The sequence below is a fragment of the Gemmatimonadota bacterium genome (assembly GCA_009841265.1).
In the GTDB taxonomy this organism is placed as follows: domain Bacteria; phylum JAAXHH01; class JAAXHH01; order JAAXHH01; family JAAXHH01; genus JAAXHH01.
This window is the reverse complement of sequence record VXMB01000009.1, coordinates 527,344-548,180: the sequence shown is the minus strand read 5'-3', so window position 1 is coordinate 548,180 and position 20,837 is coordinate 527,344. Positions and strand designations below refer to the sequence as shown.

Here is a 20,837-nt window from a genome sequence, read left to right as displayed (position 1 = left end):
GAAAGGCGTTTCAGTGCGAACCCGGTCGCAGCCGGCGCGGCATGCGGAAGTCCAGGAGCGCCTCTTGAAACTCGGGCGTTGGTACCGGGTCGGTTGCACACCTGAACGTCCAGCCGTCGGCGTCTTCTGACGGGTTACCATAAAGCCCTGAAAGCATGCCCGCCATACTCTCCGAAGCGTCGATGGAGGACCGGACGGGGTATACAGCACCTGCACGGCCTGGGCGGCCTGGGCGGTCCGCGCGACCCGCACGAGTGCGTGTGCGCGTTCGCATCCGCATTACTAACTTTCGCGAGAGTTCGTCCGAATAGCGTGTCAGTGTAATCCGGTATCCCGTCCCACCACGCGCGACGCAGACCAGGTGGCCGCAGTCCACACATTCTGTGCGGATGGTGTCCCACGGAATGATTACCCTCGGATTCGAGACTCGGAATCGCAGGTCCGGTGTCCACTCCAGGGCAACGGCCAGGACGGGCAGTCGGTCCTTCACGTCGCAGAATGCCTTGGCAAATGCGAAATCCGTGTGATAATCCGGCAGAAAAGCCCTGGCGTTTCCGTGGTGAATCAGGAACAGCAGGGCGCCCCGCTTTCCCTCCGCGTGCATCTGTGCCAGGGCCAGCAGATGCCTGCGCCCCCGTTCCGTGACCGCGTCGGGAAACATGGCGATCCCGTTCGCGGACAGGGTGCAGGATTTCACTTCCAGGTACAGGTCCGCCGCGGTGTCCCGCAAGAGAAGGTCGAACCGGTGGGGGCCAACGGTCATCTCCGATCCCGCGACCGCGAAGTACCTCAGTCCGGGGACCGCCCTGCCTTCGACCAGGTTGCGCGCCGCGAGGTTGTTCAGATGGGTGTGGAGGAACACGATGCGCTCCCGGTAGCGCACGGCCATCACCGTATACCGAGTCTTTCGGTTTGCCTGCGGGCCGTGATCAGCGAGGATCAGCATTACCCCTGGCAGAAGCAGTTCCCTCATCCTGCCGGGATTCGGCATGAAGACGTACTCCTCCATGCCGTCGACCAGGCACGTTACGCTGAATCGGTTGGGCCGCGACAGATACGTCCCCTCGACGAGGGAGAGGGAAGTAATGGGCGAATAGAACGAAGGTTCAGGTGACATGCCGATCCTGCACGCTCAGTCGCATAGCAGTTCCCGCAGCCGTCGGATCACCCGGTCCACCTCGCCCGGCTGCAGCGTACCCAGTTTCACCCGGAAGCTTCCGTTCCTGCACCAGGTCACGATCGAAGGTTCGCCGGCGAGCAACAGCCGCTCAAATTCCTGGTCCGACCACCCGGCCCGGGCGAGGTCGATGTCAACCGAGACCACGTCGCCGCTCCGCTTGACCGACTTCACCAGGGAGGACGGGGACAACCCCTTTCGGATATCCAGCCCCATACGGTTGACTTCCCTGCGGACCGCGTCCTCATCTCTTTCCATGATGTACTTTACCGCCGCGTAGATACCGGCCAGTTCTTCCTTGCCGACCTTCATCGTGCGGCCGATGGCCCGATTAGGATTGCCGTGGGCGGCGCATGCTTCCACGATGGACTTCCTGCCGATGACGAGCCCGGTGGTCTGGGGGCCGCGGATCGCCTTGCCGCCGCTGGCGATGATGGCATCGACTCCCAGTTCGCGGGTGAAGTATCGGAAATTGGCCTTGGGCGGGATACTGAACGCCGCGTCCACGAGTACCGGTACGCCGTGTCCGTGGGCGATGTGGACAATCCGGTCGATGGGCAGCATGCGGCCCCACGGAGACAGGGTCAACACCGCGGCCGTACGCTCGTTGATGCACGCGGCGAGCTGTGGTACCGTGGCGCCGCGCTCGTCGCCCATTTCCACGATCGTCGCCCCGGGAACCTGGATGGCAATATCCTCGTAAAACCGCGCGCACCGGTGCACGATCACCTCGTTCTTCATGCCCGTCGTATCGGGCAGTTGTACGATCCTTTCCGGATCCGTGCCGGCCATGCAGGCCGCGACCGCCAGCGCGATCCCGCCCGCGGCGCCGCAGCTCACGTAGGCGGCTTCGTTCCCCGTCAACTCGGCGATGGCCTCGCCGACCCGGGTCTGCATCTCGAACAGGTTGACGTACTGGCGGGACGCTTCGACCATGGCTTCTACCGCGCAAGGCCACATGATCGACCCGCCGTACCGCGTGTAGTGGTCCGCGGCGTTGATGAACGGCCGGATGCCCAGTTCCTCGTAAACTCCCATGTCTGCTCCCTTGCAAGCTTCATCTGTCTTAAGCGGATGGCACGCTGAGGTCCGACTGGATTCGGACGACGAAAACCAACGTACTTCCGGGACGAATACCGGACAAGGCCATTATCTGCCGGTGATTTGCTTTGCCTGCACGTCCAGTTGGGGGTAGATTTCACAGCAACCGGAATTCGCACCAGGCATGGATCCGGCCGGAACCTGGCCGGTTGTGGACCGTGGGTGGAACAAGCGATTTCAGGTTTAGAAGTCTATACGATGTATATACGTGTCTATTCGTGTCTATACGATGTAAATACGCAGCCATTCTCCTCACCTGACCAGGAGGGCACACCATGGGTAAAACGGTCAGAATCGTCCTGGCGGTGGTCCTGGGCATGGCGGCCGGCAGCGCGGTCAACATGGGCCTGATAGTGTTAAGTCCTATGGTCATTCCGCCGCCGCCCGGCGTCGACGTAACGGATATGGAATCCCTGGCGTCGTCCATGCACCTGTTTCAGTTCCGGCATTTCGTCTTTCCCTTTCTGGTCCATGCGGCCGGCACCCTGGCAGGCGCGTATCTGGCCGTGAAGATTGCGTCGGGGCACAGGCTGAAGCTATCCATGCTCATCGGATCGCTGTTCCTCCTCGGCGGCATCGCCAACGCCATGATGCTGCCCGCGCCGGGCTGGTTCATCGCGATGGACCTGGTCGGTGGGTATCTGCCTATGGCATGGATCGGCGGGCGGTTGGCTGCCAGAGATTGAGACATGACGTACCCGGAGGGTCCAACCGGTATGGAGTCCGGATCTGACGAAGCCTTCCTTGCGATGTTTGCACGAGGGGATCTGAAAGCCGCGCAGGCCGCTGTCGAAAGCCGGCCACGGCTCGCAGGCTACGACGGGATCGCGGCCCACCCTCTGCTGCGGGAGTTCGTCCGCCGAAATTGCGGCCACTGCTATAAGCCGGTCCACCGGGCGATCGCGGACCTTCTGATTCCCGATCGGGTGCGCGCCTGCAGGGATGCCGTGATGGCGGACCGGATCGAAGCGGTCCGGTCCGGGCTGTCGGACGATCCCAAACTCGTACATGCCGAGTTCACCGGAGGCCGGGGGATCGCCCTGGCGATACATCACTGGCGGTCCGTCCCTGTCGGCAGTCTACTGCTGGGCGCTGGGGCCGACGTGAACGCCCTGACTACCGTGGGGTGCGCCGGGGAAACCCCGCTCATGATGCAACTGCGATTCGGCACCGTGGAAGGCGCGCGATTCCTGCTGGAAAACGGCGCGGAACCGAACCGGGGCGGACTCAAGCATACGCCGAGCGCGTCGATGGCCGAGGGCCTTGAACTGCTGGTCAGGCACGGTTGGGACATCAACGAGTGGGTGGACGGTCGCACCCTACTGCACCACGACGCCAATCACGGTCACGGCAAGCGGGTCCGTCTTCTCCTGGATCTTGGGGCTGATCCCAACCTCCGGGATGGTGAAGGCCGTACCGCGCTGCACCTGGTCTGCGCGAGAGGAACGGGAACCGATACGGTCCGCGCCTTGATCGAAGCCGGCGCCGACCCGGACGCGCTGGACCACGGGGGCAGAACGCCGCTGGACTGTGCAGCCTCCGCGAGGGGACGGACGGCATTCCACACGCTGGTTGAACTTGGCGGCCACACCGGTTGAAAACGAGGATCGGCCGGGCGGCATCTGCCAGGCAACACAACAGGGTCGATCGGGTAACGGATCGGCATCATCGAGCAACGGTTTGGAGCAACGCAGTGAAAATCAAAGGAAAGTACCCCGATCGCGCCGCGCGCATGGCGTTTCCCGGGAAGTTCCGGGGGCGGGTGCACCTGTACGCTTGCCGGACCGGGTTCATGATCTGTCCGGGTCTGGGTCCCGATTACGGACGGCCCTACTACGACGACCGCTGGGGCGACGAGACCGACTGGATCGACGGAGAAGCCGCCTGGTCGCTGTTCAAGGCCGGAGCTGCCGGAGATCTGGCGGCCATTGCGGCGCTCCTCGACGAAGATCCGCGCCTGGTGAACGCCTTGCACTGGTACACCCAGCCGGTGCACATGGCCGCGCGCCACGGCCATTCCGATGCCGTGCAACTGCTGCTCGACCGAGGCGCCGATCCCGGGCTCAACATATTCAATTCGACCTGGGGGAGTCTTCTAGAAGGCGCCCGGGAACGCGGCTTTGACGACGTGGCAGCAGTACTCGAGAAAGCGATGAACGCCCGGCTCGGCTACGATCCCGCGTTCTGGGAGATCGCCGATCTCATAAAGGCATGCGACTTCGAGGGCGTTGCATTCGAGCGTGTTGCATCTGAATTGAGCGGCCGGCCCGAATTGGCCGGGCGAGCGGACGAAGACGGGAACAACGGGCTTCACCTGTGCGTACTGAATGGCCGGAAAGACCTGATCGAGCTGTTTCTGGACCGCGGCGTACCCATTGATTCACGGCGCGCGGACGGTAAGACCCCGCTGACCTTGTCCTTCGATGTCGGATTCGGACTCGACCCGCCGGATCCAAATCTCGGGCTCACGGAGTTTCTGTTAGAGAACGGCGCACATTACGGCATCTCAGCGGCCTGCCACCTGGGCGACTTCGAAAGGGCAGTGTCGATCCTCGAAGCGCATCCCGCCGAGAAGCACCGCGATGCCGCCCTGAGGTCCCCCCTGTCCTATGCGGTGCGCGCAGGACATGAACCCATCGTTCGACTGCTGCTCGAAGCGGGCACCGACGGACACGCCGTAGACGAAGCGCTCTTCGTGGCCGTGTGGCACAAGCAGACGGATCTGGTCGCCCTGCTGCTTGAAAGCGGCGCCAATCCCAACGTGGAACTGGACTCCTGCGGATGCGCCGCGGGCACGGACGATCAAGCCACTAGAGACCTGCTCATACGTCACGGCGCAGTGTACCCGCCGTCCTGGAGCCTGGACCGCGTAGCCCTCCGGAACCTGGTGGACGGCAAATTAAAACGGGTCCGGGATCCCTACGTGGCCGCCGAGGTGATCGGTTCGGAAGACGAGCGACTGATCGATACATTGCTGGCCGACGATCCCGAAACGCCGGGACGCCTGGTTGATCTTCAGTACCTGCCGGGCTGGGGCGACAACGCCGCGAATACAGGCAAGCTAGTCGCGGCGGGCCTGGATCCGAACCGCCGCACTTTCGAGGGCCAGACCTACCTGCACGTCTGCGCCCGGCAGGGCTGGGCATCCACCGCCCGGTCCCTGATCGAACGGGGCGCGTCGGTGAACGTACTCGATGAGAAAGATGGCCGCACGCCCCTGGCCGTCGCGGTCGAGCACGGCCAGACCGGCATGGTTGGCCAGCTGCTGGAACATGGCGCCGACCCCGTCCTGGCCGACTGGCCCTGGACCCGTCCGCTGGCGATTGCCGCGGATAAAGGAGAAGATGAGATCGCGAAACTGATTCGGGAGTGGAGGGCTGAGGATGCATAACCGACGGGTCATCAATCCGTGGAAAGAAACTCCTCCCAGCCGGCTCGGACCGTCGCTTCCACGACCTCGGGATAGGCGAAGGTATACTGCTCAGCCAGCGAACGCCCGACGCGGGCGACCTCATCCCGATGCCGTTCGATCAGCGCCTTCAGTTCGGTGCGGTTTCGCACCGGCGCTCCGAGGACTTCCAGTGCGTTTCTCCCGGTTTTCCCGATCGACCGAATCTGGGGCGTCAGTGTATGAATAGTCGGTTTCGCCGCACCCAAATCCTGTCCCGATGCGTGTATCGCCCAGAGCCGGATCAGGATGGCGCGCTCGGTCTGCAGCCCCACGATGACCATGGGATCGAGCCCGCGGTACAGCACCTTGCGATGTTTGTTGGAGTTAATCCAGAAATCGACGATCAACTGGCCTACAGTACCGGGATCCGGATCCGTACCCGGCGATCCGGGCGATACAGCGGCCGATACAGTGACCGGTTCCGTGAAACTCCCGGCCAGCGCGGGGTCCCGGCAACCAAGCAGGCGGCTGGTGCCATGCAGGGCAAGCCGATCGATCCGCTGGATGCCGAGGTCGTACATTTCGCCGGTTTCGAGCAGAACGTGATGCAAGATCGCTTCTTCTTGCGGAAAAAGCCTTTGGTGCGCGATACACAGGCCCTTGAAAAGCGCCGTAAAATCGGGAGTTTCCCATTTCCGGAATCGCGCGACGGGAACCGCCAACCGAAGGTCCACGTCGCTGTACCGGTCCGCGGTCTCCTGTCCGAAGCTGCCTTCGATCCAGATGGCCCGCACCTCTTCGTTGGACCAGATTTCAGGTGCGACTCGCTTGAGCGTTTCCACCTGGGGCAAAACAGGTAGAAACGAGAAATCCAAACCCATGACTACCCCTGTCTACGGCGGAGGGTTTCGTATTACATTCGTACCGCACAATACCGAACAATCCCCGGACATTACCGCGCATGTGTCCGGAAGATGAACAAACATTCGTATAGACAGTAGTCCTATTGAAGTTGGAATGGAAGCATGATCGCGTAAATAGTGAGAAAGCATGGCCGATACAGTCATAGTACAACTTCCCGATCACCCCGACCTGGATCGGCTGGAAGCGGAGGCTGAAGGCCTTCTCGAGGAAGGTTCCTGCCCATCGCTGTCCGATGCACGGCAGCAGATCGCCGCGCGGTACGGATTTCCCAGTTGGTCGAAACTAGCGTCCTACGTCGGGTCGATCGGCGCCATGGGGGCACTCGAACGGGCGATCCAGGCGGACGATACCGATCGGTTGAGGCTGTTGCTGCGGGACGATCCCGGACTGATACACCGGGAAGGGCACTGGATAAAACGGCGCCGGCACAACGGTTACCGGCCGCTGGCCTATGCCGCCTTTTTCGGCAGGACCGGGGTCATGAAGACCCTGATCGATGCCGGAGCGGATGTACACGAAGGGGAGGAGAAGGCGTTGCGGGCGGCGGCGTGCTTCGATCGGAACCTCCCTGCCGTCGACTTGCTGCTCGACTGCGGCGCAAACCCCGACGCGTCGACGACCTCGCCCTCCGGTGTACCGTACCGGGTGATCGACTATCCCTGCATGACGTTGGCGCCGGCGATGCTGGACCGCCTGGCTTCGGCGGGCGGTACGCTCACGCCGGAAAACGCCGGGATGGTCCTGGCGACGAATGAAAGACGACCTGTCGACAAAGCCGCGTGCCTGCGCGTCCTTAAGCAGGCGGGCATCATGTTGCCGGACACGCCGCCCATGGCGCTGCATCTCCGGGACAGGGACGGTCTCGAGTGGCACCTGGACGGCGATCCTCACATGCTCGAGAGGCTGTTCAGCTCGGAGGAAATCTTTCCATCGGACTTCGGGATCAGGCATCCCGCTCCTTACGCCTGTGCGACCCCTTTGGCCGGCGGCGTAACGCTGCTTCACATGGCGGTCGAGTTCTGCGACGTGGAAATGACCGGATGGCTGCTTGAACAAGGCGCCGACGTCAATGCGCCCGTGGGGACCGACGACGAGGGATACGGGGGCTGGACGCCGCTATTCCATGCCATGGCTTCTCTTCACGTACCACGCAACTTCACAGACATGGCGGACCTGCTCCTGGAACACGGAGCCGACCTGGCGGTGCGCGCGTCCCTTCGCAAACCGACGCCGGAGGGCGGGGAATACACGTGGAGGGATGTGACGGCGGCCGAGTACGCCCGGAGATTCGCCTATCCCGATCTCGTCAACCAGGACGCGCTTCGACGCGTCACGGAGGCGGGTGGCTGAACCGTACCCGCAGGCCGCGGGCGGCCGATCCGAACCCGAGAATAAGCAGCATGCCAGAATTGGATCCACTCCCTACAAAACCATGGCCGTACCCGGTCACCCTGAACGATATCGCCGGCGAAGCCCGCGAGTTGTTCGAGGCACACCGGACCGGGGCGGAAGCAGCACAGGGTAAGACGGCCCGGAACCAGCCCAACCCGGATCCGCCCACCCTCACCCTGCAGGACGCCCGCGACGCCGTGGCCCGAAGCTACGGGTTCCCGGACTGGAGCCGGGTCGAACGATACTTCCGCACGGTCGAAGACTTCACACGCAGCCCCAACGTGGAACCCACGCCGTCGAAACCGTGTGACGGCGCCGGATTCGCCGACGATTTCCTTCGTCTCGCCTGTCTGACCCAGGGCGCCCAGGACCACCCGTCGAGGTGGGCAAGGGCCCGGAGCATGCTGGACGCCCATCCGGAACTTTCCCGGATGAGTATCTACGCCGCCGCCGCGGCCGGTGACCTTTCCGCCTTAGCCGCTTTTCTGGAAGCAAGCCCCGGACTTGCGAAGACTCCGGGCGGCCCCCATGGCTGGGAACCGCTGCTCTACGTGGCGTTTTCCCGTCTGGAACCGAAGACATCGGAACCTGCGGCCGTCGAAGTAGTCCGGTTGCTGCTCGCCCACGACGCCGACCCGAACGCGGGCTATCTTTGGGCCGGTTTCCCCTGTCCTTACACCGTCCTGACCGGTGTATTCGGCGAGGGGGAAAACGGTCCGGCAAGGTGCCCGCCACACCGGAACTGCTACGACCTGGCGGAGATCCTGATCGCGGCCGGCGCCGATCCTAACGACGCTCAGACGCTCTACAACCGGATGTTCAGCCGTGACGACGTGCACCTGAGGTTCCTGTTCGCCCACGGACTGGGAAAGGAAGGGAAACGGCCCTGGCACCGGTCACTGGGCGAGCAATCTAGGGGCTGGGTGAGCAGTCCGGCTGACATGCTGGCCTATCAACTGCAGTGGGCCGCCCGGTGGAACTATCCGGACCGGATACGCCTGCTGGTGGAGAACGGGGCAGACGTTAACCAGCCTTCTCACCGTCCTGATGCGCGATCCCCTTACGGCGAAGCCATCTATCACGGGAATGAGGCCATCGCCGAGTATCTGGCAGCCCGCGGCGCGAGGTCGATCCCGCTGGACGACCTGGACCGGTTCGCGGGTGCATGCATCAGCGGAGACCGGGACCGGGCACGCACGTTGCTGACCCGCGATCCATTGCTTGTCGAAAAACTCGGAGATCGCGGTAACGCGCTCATGGAGAACGCCATTGGATCGGACAACGGGGACGCGGTCCGGCTGATGGCCGAACTGGGGTTCGACTTGAATGCCTGCGGAATGCACGAAGCAGCCCGGTACGGCCACCTGGACATGATCAAGCTGCTGGTCGAACTGGGGGTCGATGCGTCACAACGGGACGGGGGACACGGCATCGAGGCAATCGGCCATGCCAGCCACTACCAGCAGGACCACGTGGTCGACTATCTGGCACCGTTTGCCGGGATACACCGGGCCGTAAAATCGGATCTGCTGGTCCGCGTTCGGGAGCTACTGGAGCATGACCCCGCCTGCGCCCGCGAACGGGACGACGCGGAGAACACGCCGCTGCACGGTCTCGACGTGGATAACCGGATGGAGGATACAGAGGAGATACTCCGGCTGCTCGTAACGCACGGAGCCGATGTCAATGCCAGAAACAACGCGGGCCTGACACCGCTCGACAGGCTGGAGCGTCTTGCCGGTTTGAGTCGAAGGGACGACCTGGCCGAATTGCTGCGCGGATACGGGGGCGTGGAATCAGACGTCGCGGACGCGCCGAAGGACCGCCCGGGGACCTGAATCGGCACCCGCCGCGCCGGATAGCATGACGCCCATCCCGATGAATCCTCAACCGTTTCCCGGGATCACTTTCCCCATTTCGATACGACCAGGCCCGCCAGCAAACCGACGACGATCCCCGGAGGCACGATCTCGACGTAGGATCCCGTGGAGACCGCCGCGAGCAGAGAAAGCACCGCACCCACCGCGCCGCCGGCCAGCACGTTCTTGCCTACCCCATCGATTCTGCACGCGATCATGCCGACCAGCAGACCCGTGACCAGGCCCTTCGCCGTTCCCCACACGATGATTTCGGTCATCATGCCCTGTGCCTCGGGAATCAGGAACGCGGACAGCCCGTCCAGCAGACCAAGCACCGCGCCGGCGATCAATCCCAATGGTACGCGCTTCATGACGGCTGCTCCTGTGTATCCAGGTGACAATTGAACATCCAGTTTGTGCCGAATTTGTCCGTGATCATTCCGAAACGAGCACCCCAGAAGGTATCCTGCAACGGCATGGTCACCTCGCCGCCGGCGGACATGGCGTTGAATGCCTGCTCCTGTTCATCCACGCTCGCGAAGTCGATCGAAAGCGAGATGTTGGTGTCCGAAGGGACCGTTTCAATATGGTCCGAACCCATGAGCATGTTGTCTCCGAACTGGATGGACATGTGCATGGCCTTTCCCACCATGTGGTCGGGGATATCCATGCCGATGTCCTGGTCTTTGCTGTAGTGACTCAGATTCACGACTGAACCGCCCAGACAGTTCCGGTAAAACTCGAGTGCCTCCTCGCATTGACCGTTAAATGCCAGATAGGGTACCAGTTTCACGATAGGTCTCCTTACGGTAAGCCACCGAGCGGGTGGCGGGTTCGCCAGGCCGCCGCGCGGATGGCGGGTTCGCCGACGTCAGGATACTTTCATGACTAAAGATACAAAGTGTGGTGTGATATAATTGTAAAAATGAGACACAAACCTAAAGTTCCGCGAATTTCACGTTGTTTTTAGCGAAGAACGCCTTCGGGGTAAACCCGGTAAAGGCATTGAATTCCCGGATGAAATGGGCCTGGTCGAAGTACCCGCATTCGTGGGCCAGTCGGGTCAGCGTACTGTCCCGGTACCTGTCCAGATGATGGCAGATGTTTAGAAACCGGCTGATGCGGGCGAAGGTCTTCGGCGTCGTGCCGACCGTAGCCACGAACTTCCTTTCCAACTGCTTTCTTGAGAGACCGACGCGTTCACCGACCTCTTCGACAGACAGTTGCCCGCCCGTGGACCGGATGAGCTTGACCGCCTCGTCTAGCGCTACGTCATCCTTGTAATGCTCCTCCAGTCGGTCCAGCAGGAACCCCTGCACGACAGAGGCGAGGCCCGCGCCGTCTGCACCGCCCGTGCTGCTCGCAACGCCCGCGCCGCCTGCCGCCACGTGTAGTTTCTCCGTCATTTCCTCGTAATGCACCGGCCATAGGGCCGCCGTGCTCACCATATCATCCAGAAAACTGTGAACTGGGTTGTCGAAAAAGTGGTAGGCGCCCCACGGATAGAAGCGCACCGACACGAAGCCGGTCCGGCCGTTGGACTCGATTTCGATATACTTGCGCATCTGGGAGACCGCGAAGCTCCGCGGCTGGACCAATCGCCTCCCGCCCGCCACCGTCGTGATCCACGGATCGCCGTAATGGAAGACGATCTCCACTATGCCGTCCGGAACGATGAGCGACCTGGGCGCGTGGTCGTCCTCGTGCTCGGACTCCATCATCCATACGAGTTGAACGTAAGGCGCGAGAACGGCGTGCGTTTCGAATTCCCGATAGATCATGACTGATGCGATAGGTAACAGGAAAAGCGGCCTCCGTCAAGCCGGACGCTTTCCCTTGACGCAACCGCAAGGCGCCTGTACCATTCCATGACCGGTGTGTGCAGGACGCCGCCCGTCCGCGGAAAGAACACAAGTTCACCTGCGTTGGTTCCCATCTGTACTGGCAACCTTCTTCCTGCCCGTACGGCGGACACACGGGTGTTCCGGCGGTCTCATGGCCGCGCGAAGGAGGTTCCATGCCGTCCCTGCCTTCCCATCCCGATATACGCCATCTCAGGCTGCAGGCGAAAACGCTGCTGAAGTCCGCGCGCAGCGGCAAAGAAGGCGCCGTCGACAGAATCCGGTCGGCCACCGGCGCGCGGCGCGACCGCGTCGTGCTGTCGGACGCCTATCATGCCATCGCCCGGGAACATGGGTTCAGATCCTGGCCCCACCTGAAGATCCACCTCGAAATCGCTGCCGGGAACCTGGACGAGAAACGGGAGATGTTCCTGTCCTCGGCCTGGTTATGGGGCGATCGGAAACGCGCCGAGGCCGTGCTCGAATCGTCACCGGAACTCACCCGGGGGGATATCCACGCCGCCTGCGCCGCCGGGGACCTGGATGCCGTCACAGACATGCTGGCGACTGATCCTACCACGGCCACGACAAAGGGCGGCCCGAGAGACTGGACCCCGATCCTACATGCGACATGGTCCTGCTATCTGACCGAACGCGCCGACGCCATGGTCCGCATCCTGGAACTGCTGCTGCGGCACGGTGCCGACCCGGACAGCTACTGGGTGAACGATGACGACTGGAAGGAGTCGGCCCTCTACGGATGCGTGGAAAACAACTGCGTGCCGGCGGCCCGGGTGCTGGTGGACGCGGGCGCCGACCCCAACGACAACGAGTCCCTGTACCACGCCTGCGAGAAGTTCAACCTGGAACTGCTGGATACGGTCGCCGCGAACGGGTTGGACGCGGAAGCGGTTTCCTACTGCATCAAGCATGTCATGGACATGAACTGGACCGAGGGCATTCGGTGGTTTCTCGACCAGGGCGCCGATCCCAACGCCATCCATCCCGCCGACGGGGAAACGTCCCTGCACTGGGCCGTAAAGCGAAACAACACGGTAGAAGTGATCGGCGCGCTCCTGGTGGCCGGCGCGGACCCCAATGCGCGCACCTCGACAGGTAAGAGCACGGCGCTCGGGATCGTCGGGTGGACGCCGCTCGACTTTGCGCGTCGCCTCGGCCGACGCGATGTGGCCGAACTCCTCAGGCAGCATGGCGCCGAGCCGTCCCCTACCTCCGAATATGACCGGTTCGTGATTGCGTGTGCGAACACGGATCTCGAAGTCGTGCAGAGGCTTAGAAGTCGTCACCTGAACCAATTGAACGACGACGACAAAACCCTGATCAGCCACGTGGCCCAGGTGGACAACTGGACCGCGGTCCGTCTCATGGCGGACCTGGGCTGGCCGATTGACGCCCGGGGCTGGATGGAGGCCACACCCCTGTACTGGGCCCTGTGCAAGGGGAATCCCGAGATGGTCGACTTCCTCCTCCGGCGGGGCGCCTCCACCGAGCCCATCGGCGGGTATTTCCAGGACACGGTCCACGCCGTGATGCACTGCCAGTGGAATCGGGATAACGGCGGGTATCCTGCCGCCCTCGGCCTGCTGCTCGACCACGGTCTCGGCGTTCCGGAAGGACGCTATCCCAGCGGCAACGCCGCCATGGACGCGGTACTGTCGCAGTATATCGAGGACTGAGGCGGCCATCGAAGGAACGCGGAGGATCCGGGCGAGAAGGCAGGTTCCCCGCCCGGGACCTAAGCTTCGAGACGGGGCGCTGCGCTTCGATGCCGGGAAACGGCCACGGTCAACTTGACAAACCAGGGGCGGGCGGGTATATAGCCTGTGTTGTAACACAAGCGAAACCAACCGGCATTTGATCATAGAAGACTACGCCCGTTACGAGGAGGTCCGGCATGGCCCGCATGGTCCACTGCGCCAAGCTCAAAGAAGAACTCGAAGGACTCGATTTCGTCCCCTTCCCCAACGAACTCGGCCAGCGCATCTACGATAACATTTCCAAACAGGCCTGGCAGATGTGGATCAACTATTCGGTCATGGTCATCAACGAGTACCGCCTGAATCTCGCCACGACAGAGGGGCAGGAAGTCTACGACCGGCACCTGGAAGAGTTCTTCTTTGGCGAAGGCGCTGAAATGCCGCCGGGATACCGTCCCCCTCAGACGAAATAACCGGCCTCCGTCGCCGCCCGTGGTTATATCATGAAGCGTGACGATGTCATCCTGCTCATCTCCTGCTATGAACTGGGCCATCAGCCCTTCAGCCTGGCCTCCCCCGCCGCTCGCCTGAAGTCCGTAGGATATAACGTCTCTGTCGTCGATGCCGCGATCGAACCGGTCCCGGAGGATATCGTCCGCCGGGCCGGCTTCATCGGCATTTCGGTGCCCATGCATACGGCAATGCGGGTCGGGATGGACCTGTCGCGCCGCATCCGGAACCTCAACCCCGGCGCGCATCTTTGCTTCTACGGACTCTACGCCACGCTGAACGCCGAGTATCTCCTGTCCCACGGGGCAGACTCGGTGATCGGCGGCGAGTTCGAACAGCCGCTCTGCGACCTGGTCGGCAGGTTGTGCGACGGCGAATCGTCAGTGGCGACCGGGGAGACCGTATCGGCCGGCGAACCCGCATCGGCCGGCGGTGAGGCCGGCGGTACGGCTGCCGCCCCGAATCTCGCCCGCCAGTCCTGGTTGGTCCCGGACCGCGATACGCTGCCCGGGCTGAAGCGGTACGCCCAGCTGGACAACGGCATTGAATCACTTCCCGCCGGTTACACCGAGACCACGCGCGGCTGCCTGCATACCTGTCTGCACTGCCCGATTACGCCGGTGTACAACGGCCGGTTCTTCGCCGTGCCCGCCGACGTGGTGCTCGCTGACGTGGACCAGCAGGTACAGATGGGGGCCCGGCACATCACCTTCGGGGACCCGGATTTTCTGAATGGCCCCACCCACGTCCTGCGCATACTCCGCAGGATGAGCGACGCCCATCCCGGCCTCACCTTCGATTTCACCACCAAGATCGAACACATCCTCCAGCACCCGTCCTTTTTCCCGGAAGCCAGGGACCTGGGCGGCATCTTTGTCGTATCGGCCGTGGAATCGGTCAGCAACCTGGTGCTGGAGCGCCTCAGGAAAGGACACACCCGCGACGACGTCGTCCGGGCCCTCGCCATCCTGCGCGACGCGGACTTGCCCATGCGGCCCTCGCTGGTGGCTTTCACGCCCTGGACGACCCTGGACGGCTACCTGGATCTGCTGGATTTCGTCGAAGTCCACGACCTGGTCGACCACATCGACCTGGTGCAGTACACCATCCGCCTGCTCGTGCCACCGGGGTCGGCCCTGCTGGCCGAAGCGGAAACCCGGTCATGGATCGGCGCGCTGGATGAAGCGGGGTTCACCTACGCCTGGCGCCATGACGATGGGCGCATGGACCGGCTGCATCAACGGGTTTCCCGTCTCGTGGAGGAGGTCGACGCGTCGGGAGAGGAAAGGGACAACCGAATGGTTTTCCACCGGATCCGGTGCCTGGCGGCGGAAATGGCGGGCGTCGAAGCGCCTTCGGAGCAGCCGTTTCACGACATCCCGTTCAAACGGCGGCGCGTCCCCAGGCTGACCGAGGCCTGGTTCTGCTGAGCGGAGCCCACCGCGAGCCGGAAAGGCTCGTTCATCTAATCTTCGTAAATCGGATTCAGGAAGTGTATCCGTCCTGGGCGGGACCGCAGTGTTGCGACCGGACCGGAGCCCGGTACTGCACGCGGTGATCGGGCGTCTCCAGGCAGACGCCACCTTTCTGCTTCGACGTGAGGCAGTGGTCGAGAATGCCGCAGACGGTGAGCGTTCGTTCCACCGGGATCGGGGAAACGCCGGTCTCGAACATCTCGTCGATCTTCGACACCAGGCAGGCGGAATAGGTGACCGGAGGCGTGGGCGGCAGGAAGAACTGGGTCGACTGCGGCTCGGGTTCGTCCTTCAGTCGGGCGGCGAAACAGTAGTCCCCGATGGCGCCGTTGAGCATGAGCAGCGTGGTCTTCAGTCCATCCACGTGTTCGATGAAGTAGGCGGCCGGCTCAGTAGCGAGCCGTTGCAACTCGCCCGTGCCCAGCAGGTCCTGGGTACGCCCGTCCTCGTCCGCAAGCCCCTTCGGACTGTCGCAGCGGGACAGCGCCGATTCCAGCAGTTCCTTCGAATAACGTCCCTGCTCGCCAGCCTCCCACACGGCGTCGCCCACGATCATCTGCACTGCCTTGACCCCCGTTTCTCCGCCCCTGCGGCGCTCGATCATGCACTGCATGGCTTCGAGGGCGTGGTAGTCCATGGCGTCCGAACCGCCGACGCCCACCATCAACGCTTCCTCGATGTCGCATTCCAGCGGGAGTTCCAGGTCGGGCAGCCGCCAGGTGACCGGCAGGCTCGAGCCCGCGAGCACCGGAAAGCCGAGTCGCTTCGAATCGGCCACCATCTCCAGCCCCCGGTCGAAGCTGTAGGACAGGTTCTTGTCGTTGTAGACCGGCACCGAGCGGCCGTCCCACTCGAACACCTCGACGCAGGCCTTGAACATCTCGTAGCGCGGGTAGAGTTTCTGTCCTTTTTCGTTGTTCGGATAATCGCCGTGTTCGCAGATGATCAGGATCCCGTCCACCGCCAGCGTATCCCCGCCGCACCGCAGCGCTTCGGCGATGGTGGGATAGACCTCGAAACCGAACTCTCGGGCGCGGCCGGTACTCTGGTCGCCTTCGGGCCGCTGGTCGACGTAGAGCGACACCACTTCCACGTCCGGCCGGTGCCAGCGGCCGGACCGCGGATAGCCCACGAGGAACCGGTCCGCGAAATGCTGCGTATGGGAGAGATAGGTGTAGATGGAACTGATGACGGCGAGCCGTTTGGCCATGATGTCAGTATCTCCAGAACGTGGAGCGCTCGGGCGCCGGGTAGGCGACGTCGAGATGAGGCGTTTCAAGGCGTACCTGCCCCTCGTGCAGGCTGTCCACCCCCGCCGCGGTGAGGCCCGTCGTCAGCAGGGTACGTTCCACGGGATAGGCGGCCTCGCCGGTGAGGAACATCTGTTCCACGTTGTTGACCTGCGGCGAGAAGAAGTTGGCCAGCGAGGTGCGCGCGGGGGGCATGGGCAGGTACATCTGGGTCGACAGCGGTTCGCTACGCCCCGCGAGGCGCGCCGCGAAGTTGAAGTCCTCCACCAAACCGTTGAAGAGGATCATGGTGCACCGGAGCCCGTCGCGGTGCTCGTAGGTGTAGGCCACGGGGTCTTCCACCATCCGCTTCATCTCGTTGATGGTCGGGAAGATGTGGTTGAAACCGTCGCGGGAGGGTTTGAGCGTATGGCTGCGGCAGAGCGCCGCTTCGAAGAGCTCGCGGGACCACACTTCGTCGTGGTAGGCTTCCCAGAAGGCCTCGCCGCGCCGGGCGTGGAGCCATGCTACCCCCGTCTCGCCGCCACTGCGCCGCTCGACCATGCACTGCAGGGTCTCCAGGCCGTGGAAGTCGTAGCTGTCGACCCCGCCGTAGCACACGCACACGGCCTCCTCCACCTCGGCGTGAAGCGGCATGTCGATCGAGGGCGTCCGCCAGGTGACCGGCAGGCTGGACCCCGCCATGAAGGCGAACCCCAGCCGCCGCGAGGTATCATACATCTCCCGGGCCCAGTCCCAGTTCCACGACAGGTGCTTGTCGTTGAAGATCGGCGCGGAACGGCCGCTGGCCTCGTAGACCTCCACGATCTCGCGGAACAGTTCATAGCGCGGATAGAGCCGCTGCCCCTTCTCGTTGGCCGGATACTCACCGTGCTCGCCCACCAGGAGGACGCCGTCCACCTGCAGCGAATCCCCGCCCAGAGTGAGGGCGTCGGCGACCGTGGGGTAGATCTTCATCCCGGGGAACCGTGCGGACCGGTCCCGGCTGAGATCGTTCTCCCGCACCTGGTCCACGTACAGGGAGACCAGGTCCATGGGCGGGTGGTGATGCCGTCCGGCCCAGCCGTACCCCTCCAGGAAGCGGTCCACGATATGCTGGGTGTGGGCGTAGGGGTGGTAGATGGTCGTGATCGCGGCGATCTTCGGTCGGTTGGGCATGGACGTAAGCTAGACGCGCCCCCGATCGCCGTTATCTGCGGTCCGGTCGTGCTTGATCACGGACATGGCCGATGCGATGATGGAGCTGACGTCACTGAGATTGGACGGAATGATCAGGCTGTTGCCCGACTTGGCCAGGTTGCCGAAGGTTTCGATGTACTGCTCGGCCACCCTTAACTGTACGGCCTCGTCGCCTCCGTCCGACTTGATGGCGCCGGCTATGGCCCGGACACCCTCGGCCGTGGCGTTTGCGACGGTGAGGATGGCCTGGGCTTCGCCCTCGGCCTCGTTGATCTGCTGCTGCTTCGTGGCCTCGGACTCCTTGATGACCTTCTGCTTCTCGCCCTCGGCCTGGTTGATATTGGAGTCGCGCAGCCCTTCCGAATTCAGGATGGCCGCCCGCTTCTCCCGTTCCGCCCGCATCTGCTTCTCCATGGCCTCCAGGACGTCCCGGGGCGGACTGATGTTGCTGATTTCGTACCTCAGGACCTTGACGCCCCAGGGATCGGACGCCTTGTCCAGTTCGCTTACGACGGCAAAGTTGATGGCGCCGCGCTCTTCGAAGGTCTTGTCCAGGTCGATCTTGCCGACCTCGCTTCTCAGGGTCGTCTGGGCGAGTTGCGTGATGGCCAGGTCGTAATCGGCTATGCCGTAGGAGGCCCGCTCCGCGTCCAGCACCTGCATGTAGAGTACACCGTCCACGCCGACCTGGACGTTGTCCCGCGTGATGCAGAGCTGTTCCGGGATGTCGATGGACTGTTCCTTCAGCGTGTGCCGGTAGGCCACCCGGTCCACGAAGGGCAGCAGGATGTAGAAACCGGCATTCAGCGTCTTGCTGTACTTCCCCAGCCTTTCGATGACGCGGGCTTCCTGCTGCGGCACGACGATGATCAGGTTTCTCAGGAATATAATCGCGGCGATCGCGACGACGATGGTTACGATCAAGGTTTCCATTACAGGTTCCTTCCAGCGGTATTGGTGACGGACGAGGTCATAAAGAACCCTCGACGCCATCCGGGTACGTTTACGCGCTCCTTACCCAGAGTGAGACGCCTTCAACACGTTCGACCAGGCAGGCCTGTCCCTTTTCGATAAGCGTGTCTCCCTTGTTCACGGCGTTCCAGCTCGTGCCCCGCACTTCTACCTTGCCGGTGCCATCGGCCGGGATGTCCTCGAGGGCCGTTCCCGATTCGCCTTCCAGGGTGTTGATCTTCGTAGCGGGCTCATCGGGATTCAGTTTTTCGGTCAACATCCTGCGGAACAGGACGAGCGAGGCGATGGAGACAACGGAAAACAGGAGAAACTGGACCCAGGTTGTTTCCACCAGGCCTACCCAGGCCAGCACGCCGACCACGAGCGCGGCGACGCCGAAGAACAGCAGGTAGAAAGCGCCTGGCGTGGCCATCTCGGCCAGGCAGAGCAACACGCCGCCAACAATCCAGACCCACCAGGCCATCAGACCCTCCCGGAATCAGGTAAATCGCCGTCAGGACGTCACACTTCGAGCAGCAAAGCCGCGGGCACCTCGATCAGGGTCTTGACCTTGGCCAGGAACTGCACGGCTTCCCGGCCGTCGATGATCCGGTGGTCGTAGCTCAGCGCCACGTACATCATGGGACGGATCACGACCTCCCCGTCGACGGCCACAGGACGGTCGTCGATGCGGTGCAGCCCCAGTATGCCGACCTGCGGCGGGTTCAGGATGGGCGTGCTCAGCATCGAACCGAAAACCCCTCCGTTCGTGATCGTGAAGGTGCCGCCGCGCAGGTCCTCCAGCGACAGTTTGCCCTCGCCCGCCTTTGCCGCGTACTGTCTGATATTGCTTTCGATCTCGGCGAATGACATGCGGTCCGCGTCCCGCAGGACCGGCACCACGAGTCCGTCTTCGGCGCCCACGGCGATACCGATGTCGTAGTAGTGCTTCCTGACGATCGCGTCCCCGCGGATCTCGGCATTGAGTTCGGGGAAATCCCTGAGCGCGCCGATCACGGCCTTGACGAAGAAAGACATGAATCCCAGCCGCACGCCGTGCCGTTCCTCGAAGGCCTCCCGGTTCCTGCGGCGTATCGTCATCACCGTGCTCATGTCGATCTCGTTGAAGGTCGTCAGCATCGCCGCGGTCTGCTGCGCCTCCACGAGCCGGCTGGCGATGGTGCGCCGGCGCCGGGACATGGGCACGATTTCTTCCCGGTCGTCACCGGCCGGGTCGGCCGTGGGCACCGTCGGGTCGGCCGCGGGCGTCGGCGGTTCAACCTTTCGTTCGGATGCCGGACTCCTGCTGGATGCTGCCGCATCCTCCTGCGACTCCGCTGCTGCCCCGGCACCCGATACTTCGCCGGCCAGCCCGGTCTGCGCGGACATGTCCTGTTCTCTTCTCGCCGCCACCGCACGTTCCACGTCCTCCCTGCGGATCCGGCCACCCATCCCGGTCCCTTCCACGTCCGACAAGGAAATCCCCGCCTCATCCGCCATACGCCGCGCCACAGGCGTTACCCGGTCGTCGGTGACCGCTTCGGACGGTCCTGACTCTCCCCGGGCGGGTAAGGGGGGTTCATCCGCGGAACCGGGCTCATCCGCGGAACCGGGCTCATCTGCTGATGTTTCCGAGCTGTTCGTCGCCGCCGCTTCATCGGTTTCGTCCAGTACGCCAAGCAGGTCGCCGATGCGGACGTCCTCGCCAGCGGCCCGTTCGATACGGGAAAGTACACCGCTGTCGTTGGCGTTCACCTCGAGAGTGACTTTCTCCGTCTCGAGCTCCAGAAGCGCTTCGCCGGTCGTGACCGGGTCGCCTTCCTGCTTGAACCACTGGACGACGGTTGCTTCTACGATGGATTCACCCAGTTGCGGCACGGTGATATCGATGGCCATTCAAACTCCCCGAGTCTTCACCTCAATCTACGAACGTTCTCTTCACTCTCCGATCAGGACAACCGTGATTCAGACTCTTTTCGACCAGACTGAAGGGGCTGCCTCGAGCCCGCGGGTTCCGGTTTCCGGGCGCATGCCCGAATCGTACAAAATGCGCCGGATGCGGCGATCTG

The 20,837-nt window shown here is 63.2% G+C and carries 19 protein-coding genes; 8 read left to right on the top strand and 11 right to left on the bottom strand.

Annotation, left to right across the window (positions count from 1 at the left end; translation table 11 throughout):
* Window positions 1-10: 10 nt before the first annotated feature.
* Complete coding sequence (sfsA, locus tag F4X08_07270) at window positions 11-1,117, bottom strand: DNA/RNA nuclease SfsA (GenBank protein ID MYD25598.1); 1,107 nt, start codon at window positions 1,115-1,117, stop codon at window positions 11-13.
* Between the two features lie 15 nt (window positions 1,118-1,132).
* On the bottom strand, window positions 1,133-2,215 hold the full coding sequence (locus F4X08_07265; protein ID MYD25597.1) for an aminotransferase class V-fold PLP-dependent enzyme: 1,083 nt from the start codon (window positions 2,213-2,215) through the stop codon (window positions 1,133-1,135).
* A gap of 338 nt (window positions 2,216-2,553) precedes the next feature.
* Here F4X08_07265 and F4X08_07260 point away from each other — a divergent pair, with 338 nt between their 5' ends.
* From F4X08_07260 to F4X08_07250, 3 genes are all read left to right on the top strand, one after another.
* Window positions 2,554-2,964 (top strand): hypothetical protein, encoded by a 411-nt coding sequence (locus F4X08_07260; protein ID MYD25596.1) that lies wholly within the window; start codon window positions 2,554-2,556, stop codon window positions 2,962-2,964.
* 3 nt (window positions 2,965-2,967) lie between these two features.
* Window positions 2,968-3,876 (top strand): hypothetical protein, encoded by a 909-nt coding sequence (locus tag F4X08_07255; protein MYD25595.1) that lies wholly within the window; start codon window positions 2,968-2,970, stop codon window positions 3,874-3,876.
* Between the two features lie 95 nt (window positions 3,877-3,971).
* Window positions 3,972-5,669, top strand: coding sequence for a hypothetical protein (locus tag F4X08_07250; protein MYD25594.1), 1,698 nt, complete (start codon window positions 3,972-3,974; stop codon window positions 5,667-5,669).
* Between the two features lie 11 nt (window positions 5,670-5,680).
* Here the strand turns inward: F4X08_07250 and F4X08_07245 are convergent, their stop codons facing one another.
* Complete coding sequence (locus tag F4X08_07245; GenBank protein MYD25593.1) at window positions 5,681-6,550, bottom strand: hypothetical protein; 870 nt, start codon at window positions 6,548-6,550, stop codon at window positions 5,681-5,683.
* A 169-nt stretch (window positions 6,551-6,719) separates the two neighbouring features.
* Here F4X08_07245 and F4X08_07240 point away from each other — a divergent pair, with 169 nt between their 5' ends.
* Both F4X08_07240 and F4X08_07235 read left to right on the top strand, forming a co-directional pair.
* The gene (locus F4X08_07240; GenBank protein ID MYD25592.1) at window positions 6,720-7,943 is read left to right on the top strand and encodes a hypothetical protein; all 1,224 of its coding nucleotides are present in this window, start codon (window positions 6,720-6,722) and stop codon (window positions 7,941-7,943) included.
* A gap of 50 nt (window positions 7,944-7,993) precedes the next feature.
* On the top strand, window positions 7,994-9,823 hold the full coding sequence (locus tag F4X08_07235; protein MYD25591.1) for an ankyrin repeat domain-containing protein: 1,830 nt from the start codon (window positions 7,994-7,996) through the stop codon (window positions 9,821-9,823).
* A gap of 65 nt (window positions 9,824-9,888) precedes the next feature.
* Here F4X08_07235 and F4X08_07230 read toward each other — a convergent pair whose 3' ends face one another.
* The 3 genes from F4X08_07230 to F4X08_07220 form a co-directional block, all read right to left on the bottom strand.
* On the bottom strand, window positions 9,889-10,215 hold the full coding sequence (locus tag F4X08_07230; GenBank protein MYD25590.1) for a hypothetical protein: 327 nt from the start codon (window positions 10,213-10,215) through the stop codon (window positions 9,889-9,891).
* Window positions 10,212-10,685, bottom strand: a complete 474-nt coding sequence (locus F4X08_07225; protein MYD25589.1) for a VOC family protein — start codon at window positions 10,683-10,685, stop codon at window positions 10,212-10,214. Before F4X08_07225 ends, F4X08_07230 begins: the two co-directional genes overlap by 4 nt.
* Window positions 10,686-10,782: 97 nt before the next feature.
* Window positions 10,783-11,625 carry a helix-turn-helix transcriptional regulator gene (locus F4X08_07220; GenBank protein ID MYD25588.1) on the bottom strand — a complete coding sequence of 281 codons (843 nt, stop codon included), beginning with the start codon at window positions 11,623-11,625 and terminating at the stop codon, window positions 10,783-10,785.
* A gap of 236 nt (window positions 11,626-11,861) precedes the next feature.
* Here F4X08_07220 and F4X08_07215 point away from each other — a divergent pair, with 236 nt between their 5' ends.
* The 3 genes from F4X08_07215 (at window position 11,862) to F4X08_07205 (ending at window position 15,343) form a co-directional block, all read left to right on the top strand.
* Window positions 11,862-13,382, top strand: a complete 1,521-nt coding sequence (locus F4X08_07215) for a hypothetical protein (GenBank protein ID MYD25587.1) — start codon at window positions 11,862-11,864, stop codon at window positions 13,380-13,382.
* Between the two features lie 218 nt (window positions 13,383-13,600).
* Window positions 13,601-13,876: an oxidative damage protection protein gene (locus F4X08_07210; GenBank protein MYD25586.1), complete on the top strand. Its 276-nt coding sequence runs from the start codon at window positions 13,601-13,603 to the stop codon at window positions 13,874-13,876.
* Between the two features lie 27 nt (window positions 13,877-13,903).
* Window positions 13,904-15,343 carry a radical SAM protein gene (locus F4X08_07205; GenBank protein MYD25585.1) on the top strand — a complete coding sequence of 480 codons (1,440 nt, stop codon included), beginning with the start codon at window positions 13,904-13,906 and terminating at the stop codon, window positions 15,341-15,343.
* 55 nt (window positions 15,344-15,398) lie between these two features.
* On the opposite strand, the gene F4X08_07200 is transcribed toward F4X08_07205, so the two are convergent.
* The 5 genes from F4X08_07200 to odhB form a co-directional block, all read right to left on the bottom strand.
* Window positions 15,399-16,601 carry a hypothetical protein gene (locus F4X08_07200; GenBank protein ID MYD25584.1) on the bottom strand — a complete coding sequence of 401 codons (1,203 nt, stop codon included), beginning with the start codon at window positions 16,599-16,601 and terminating at the stop codon, window positions 15,399-15,401.
* Between the two features lies 1 nt (window position 16,602).
* Window positions 16,603-17,796: a hypothetical protein gene (locus F4X08_07195; GenBank protein ID MYD25583.1), complete on the bottom strand. Its 1,194-nt coding sequence runs from the start codon at window positions 17,794-17,796 to the stop codon at window positions 16,603-16,605.
* Between the two features lie 9 nt (window positions 17,797-17,805).
* Complete coding sequence (locus F4X08_07190) at window positions 17,806-18,750, bottom strand: paraslipin (GenBank protein ID MYD25582.1); 945 nt, start codon at window positions 18,748-18,750, stop codon at window positions 17,806-17,808.
* A 70-nt stretch (window positions 18,751-18,820) separates the two neighbouring features.
* A complete protein-coding gene (locus F4X08_07185) occupies window positions 18,821-19,252 on the bottom strand; it encodes an NfeD family protein (protein MYD25581.1) in 432 nt (143 codons plus the stop codon).
* Between the two features lie 38 nt (window positions 19,253-19,290).
* Entirely contained in the window at window positions 19,291-20,664 is a 1,374-nt protein-coding gene (odhB, locus tag F4X08_07180) for a 2-oxoglutarate dehydrogenase complex dihydrolipoyllysine-residue succinyltransferase (protein MYD25580.1), read from the bottom strand.
* Window positions 20,665-20,837 lie beyond the last annotated feature (173 nt).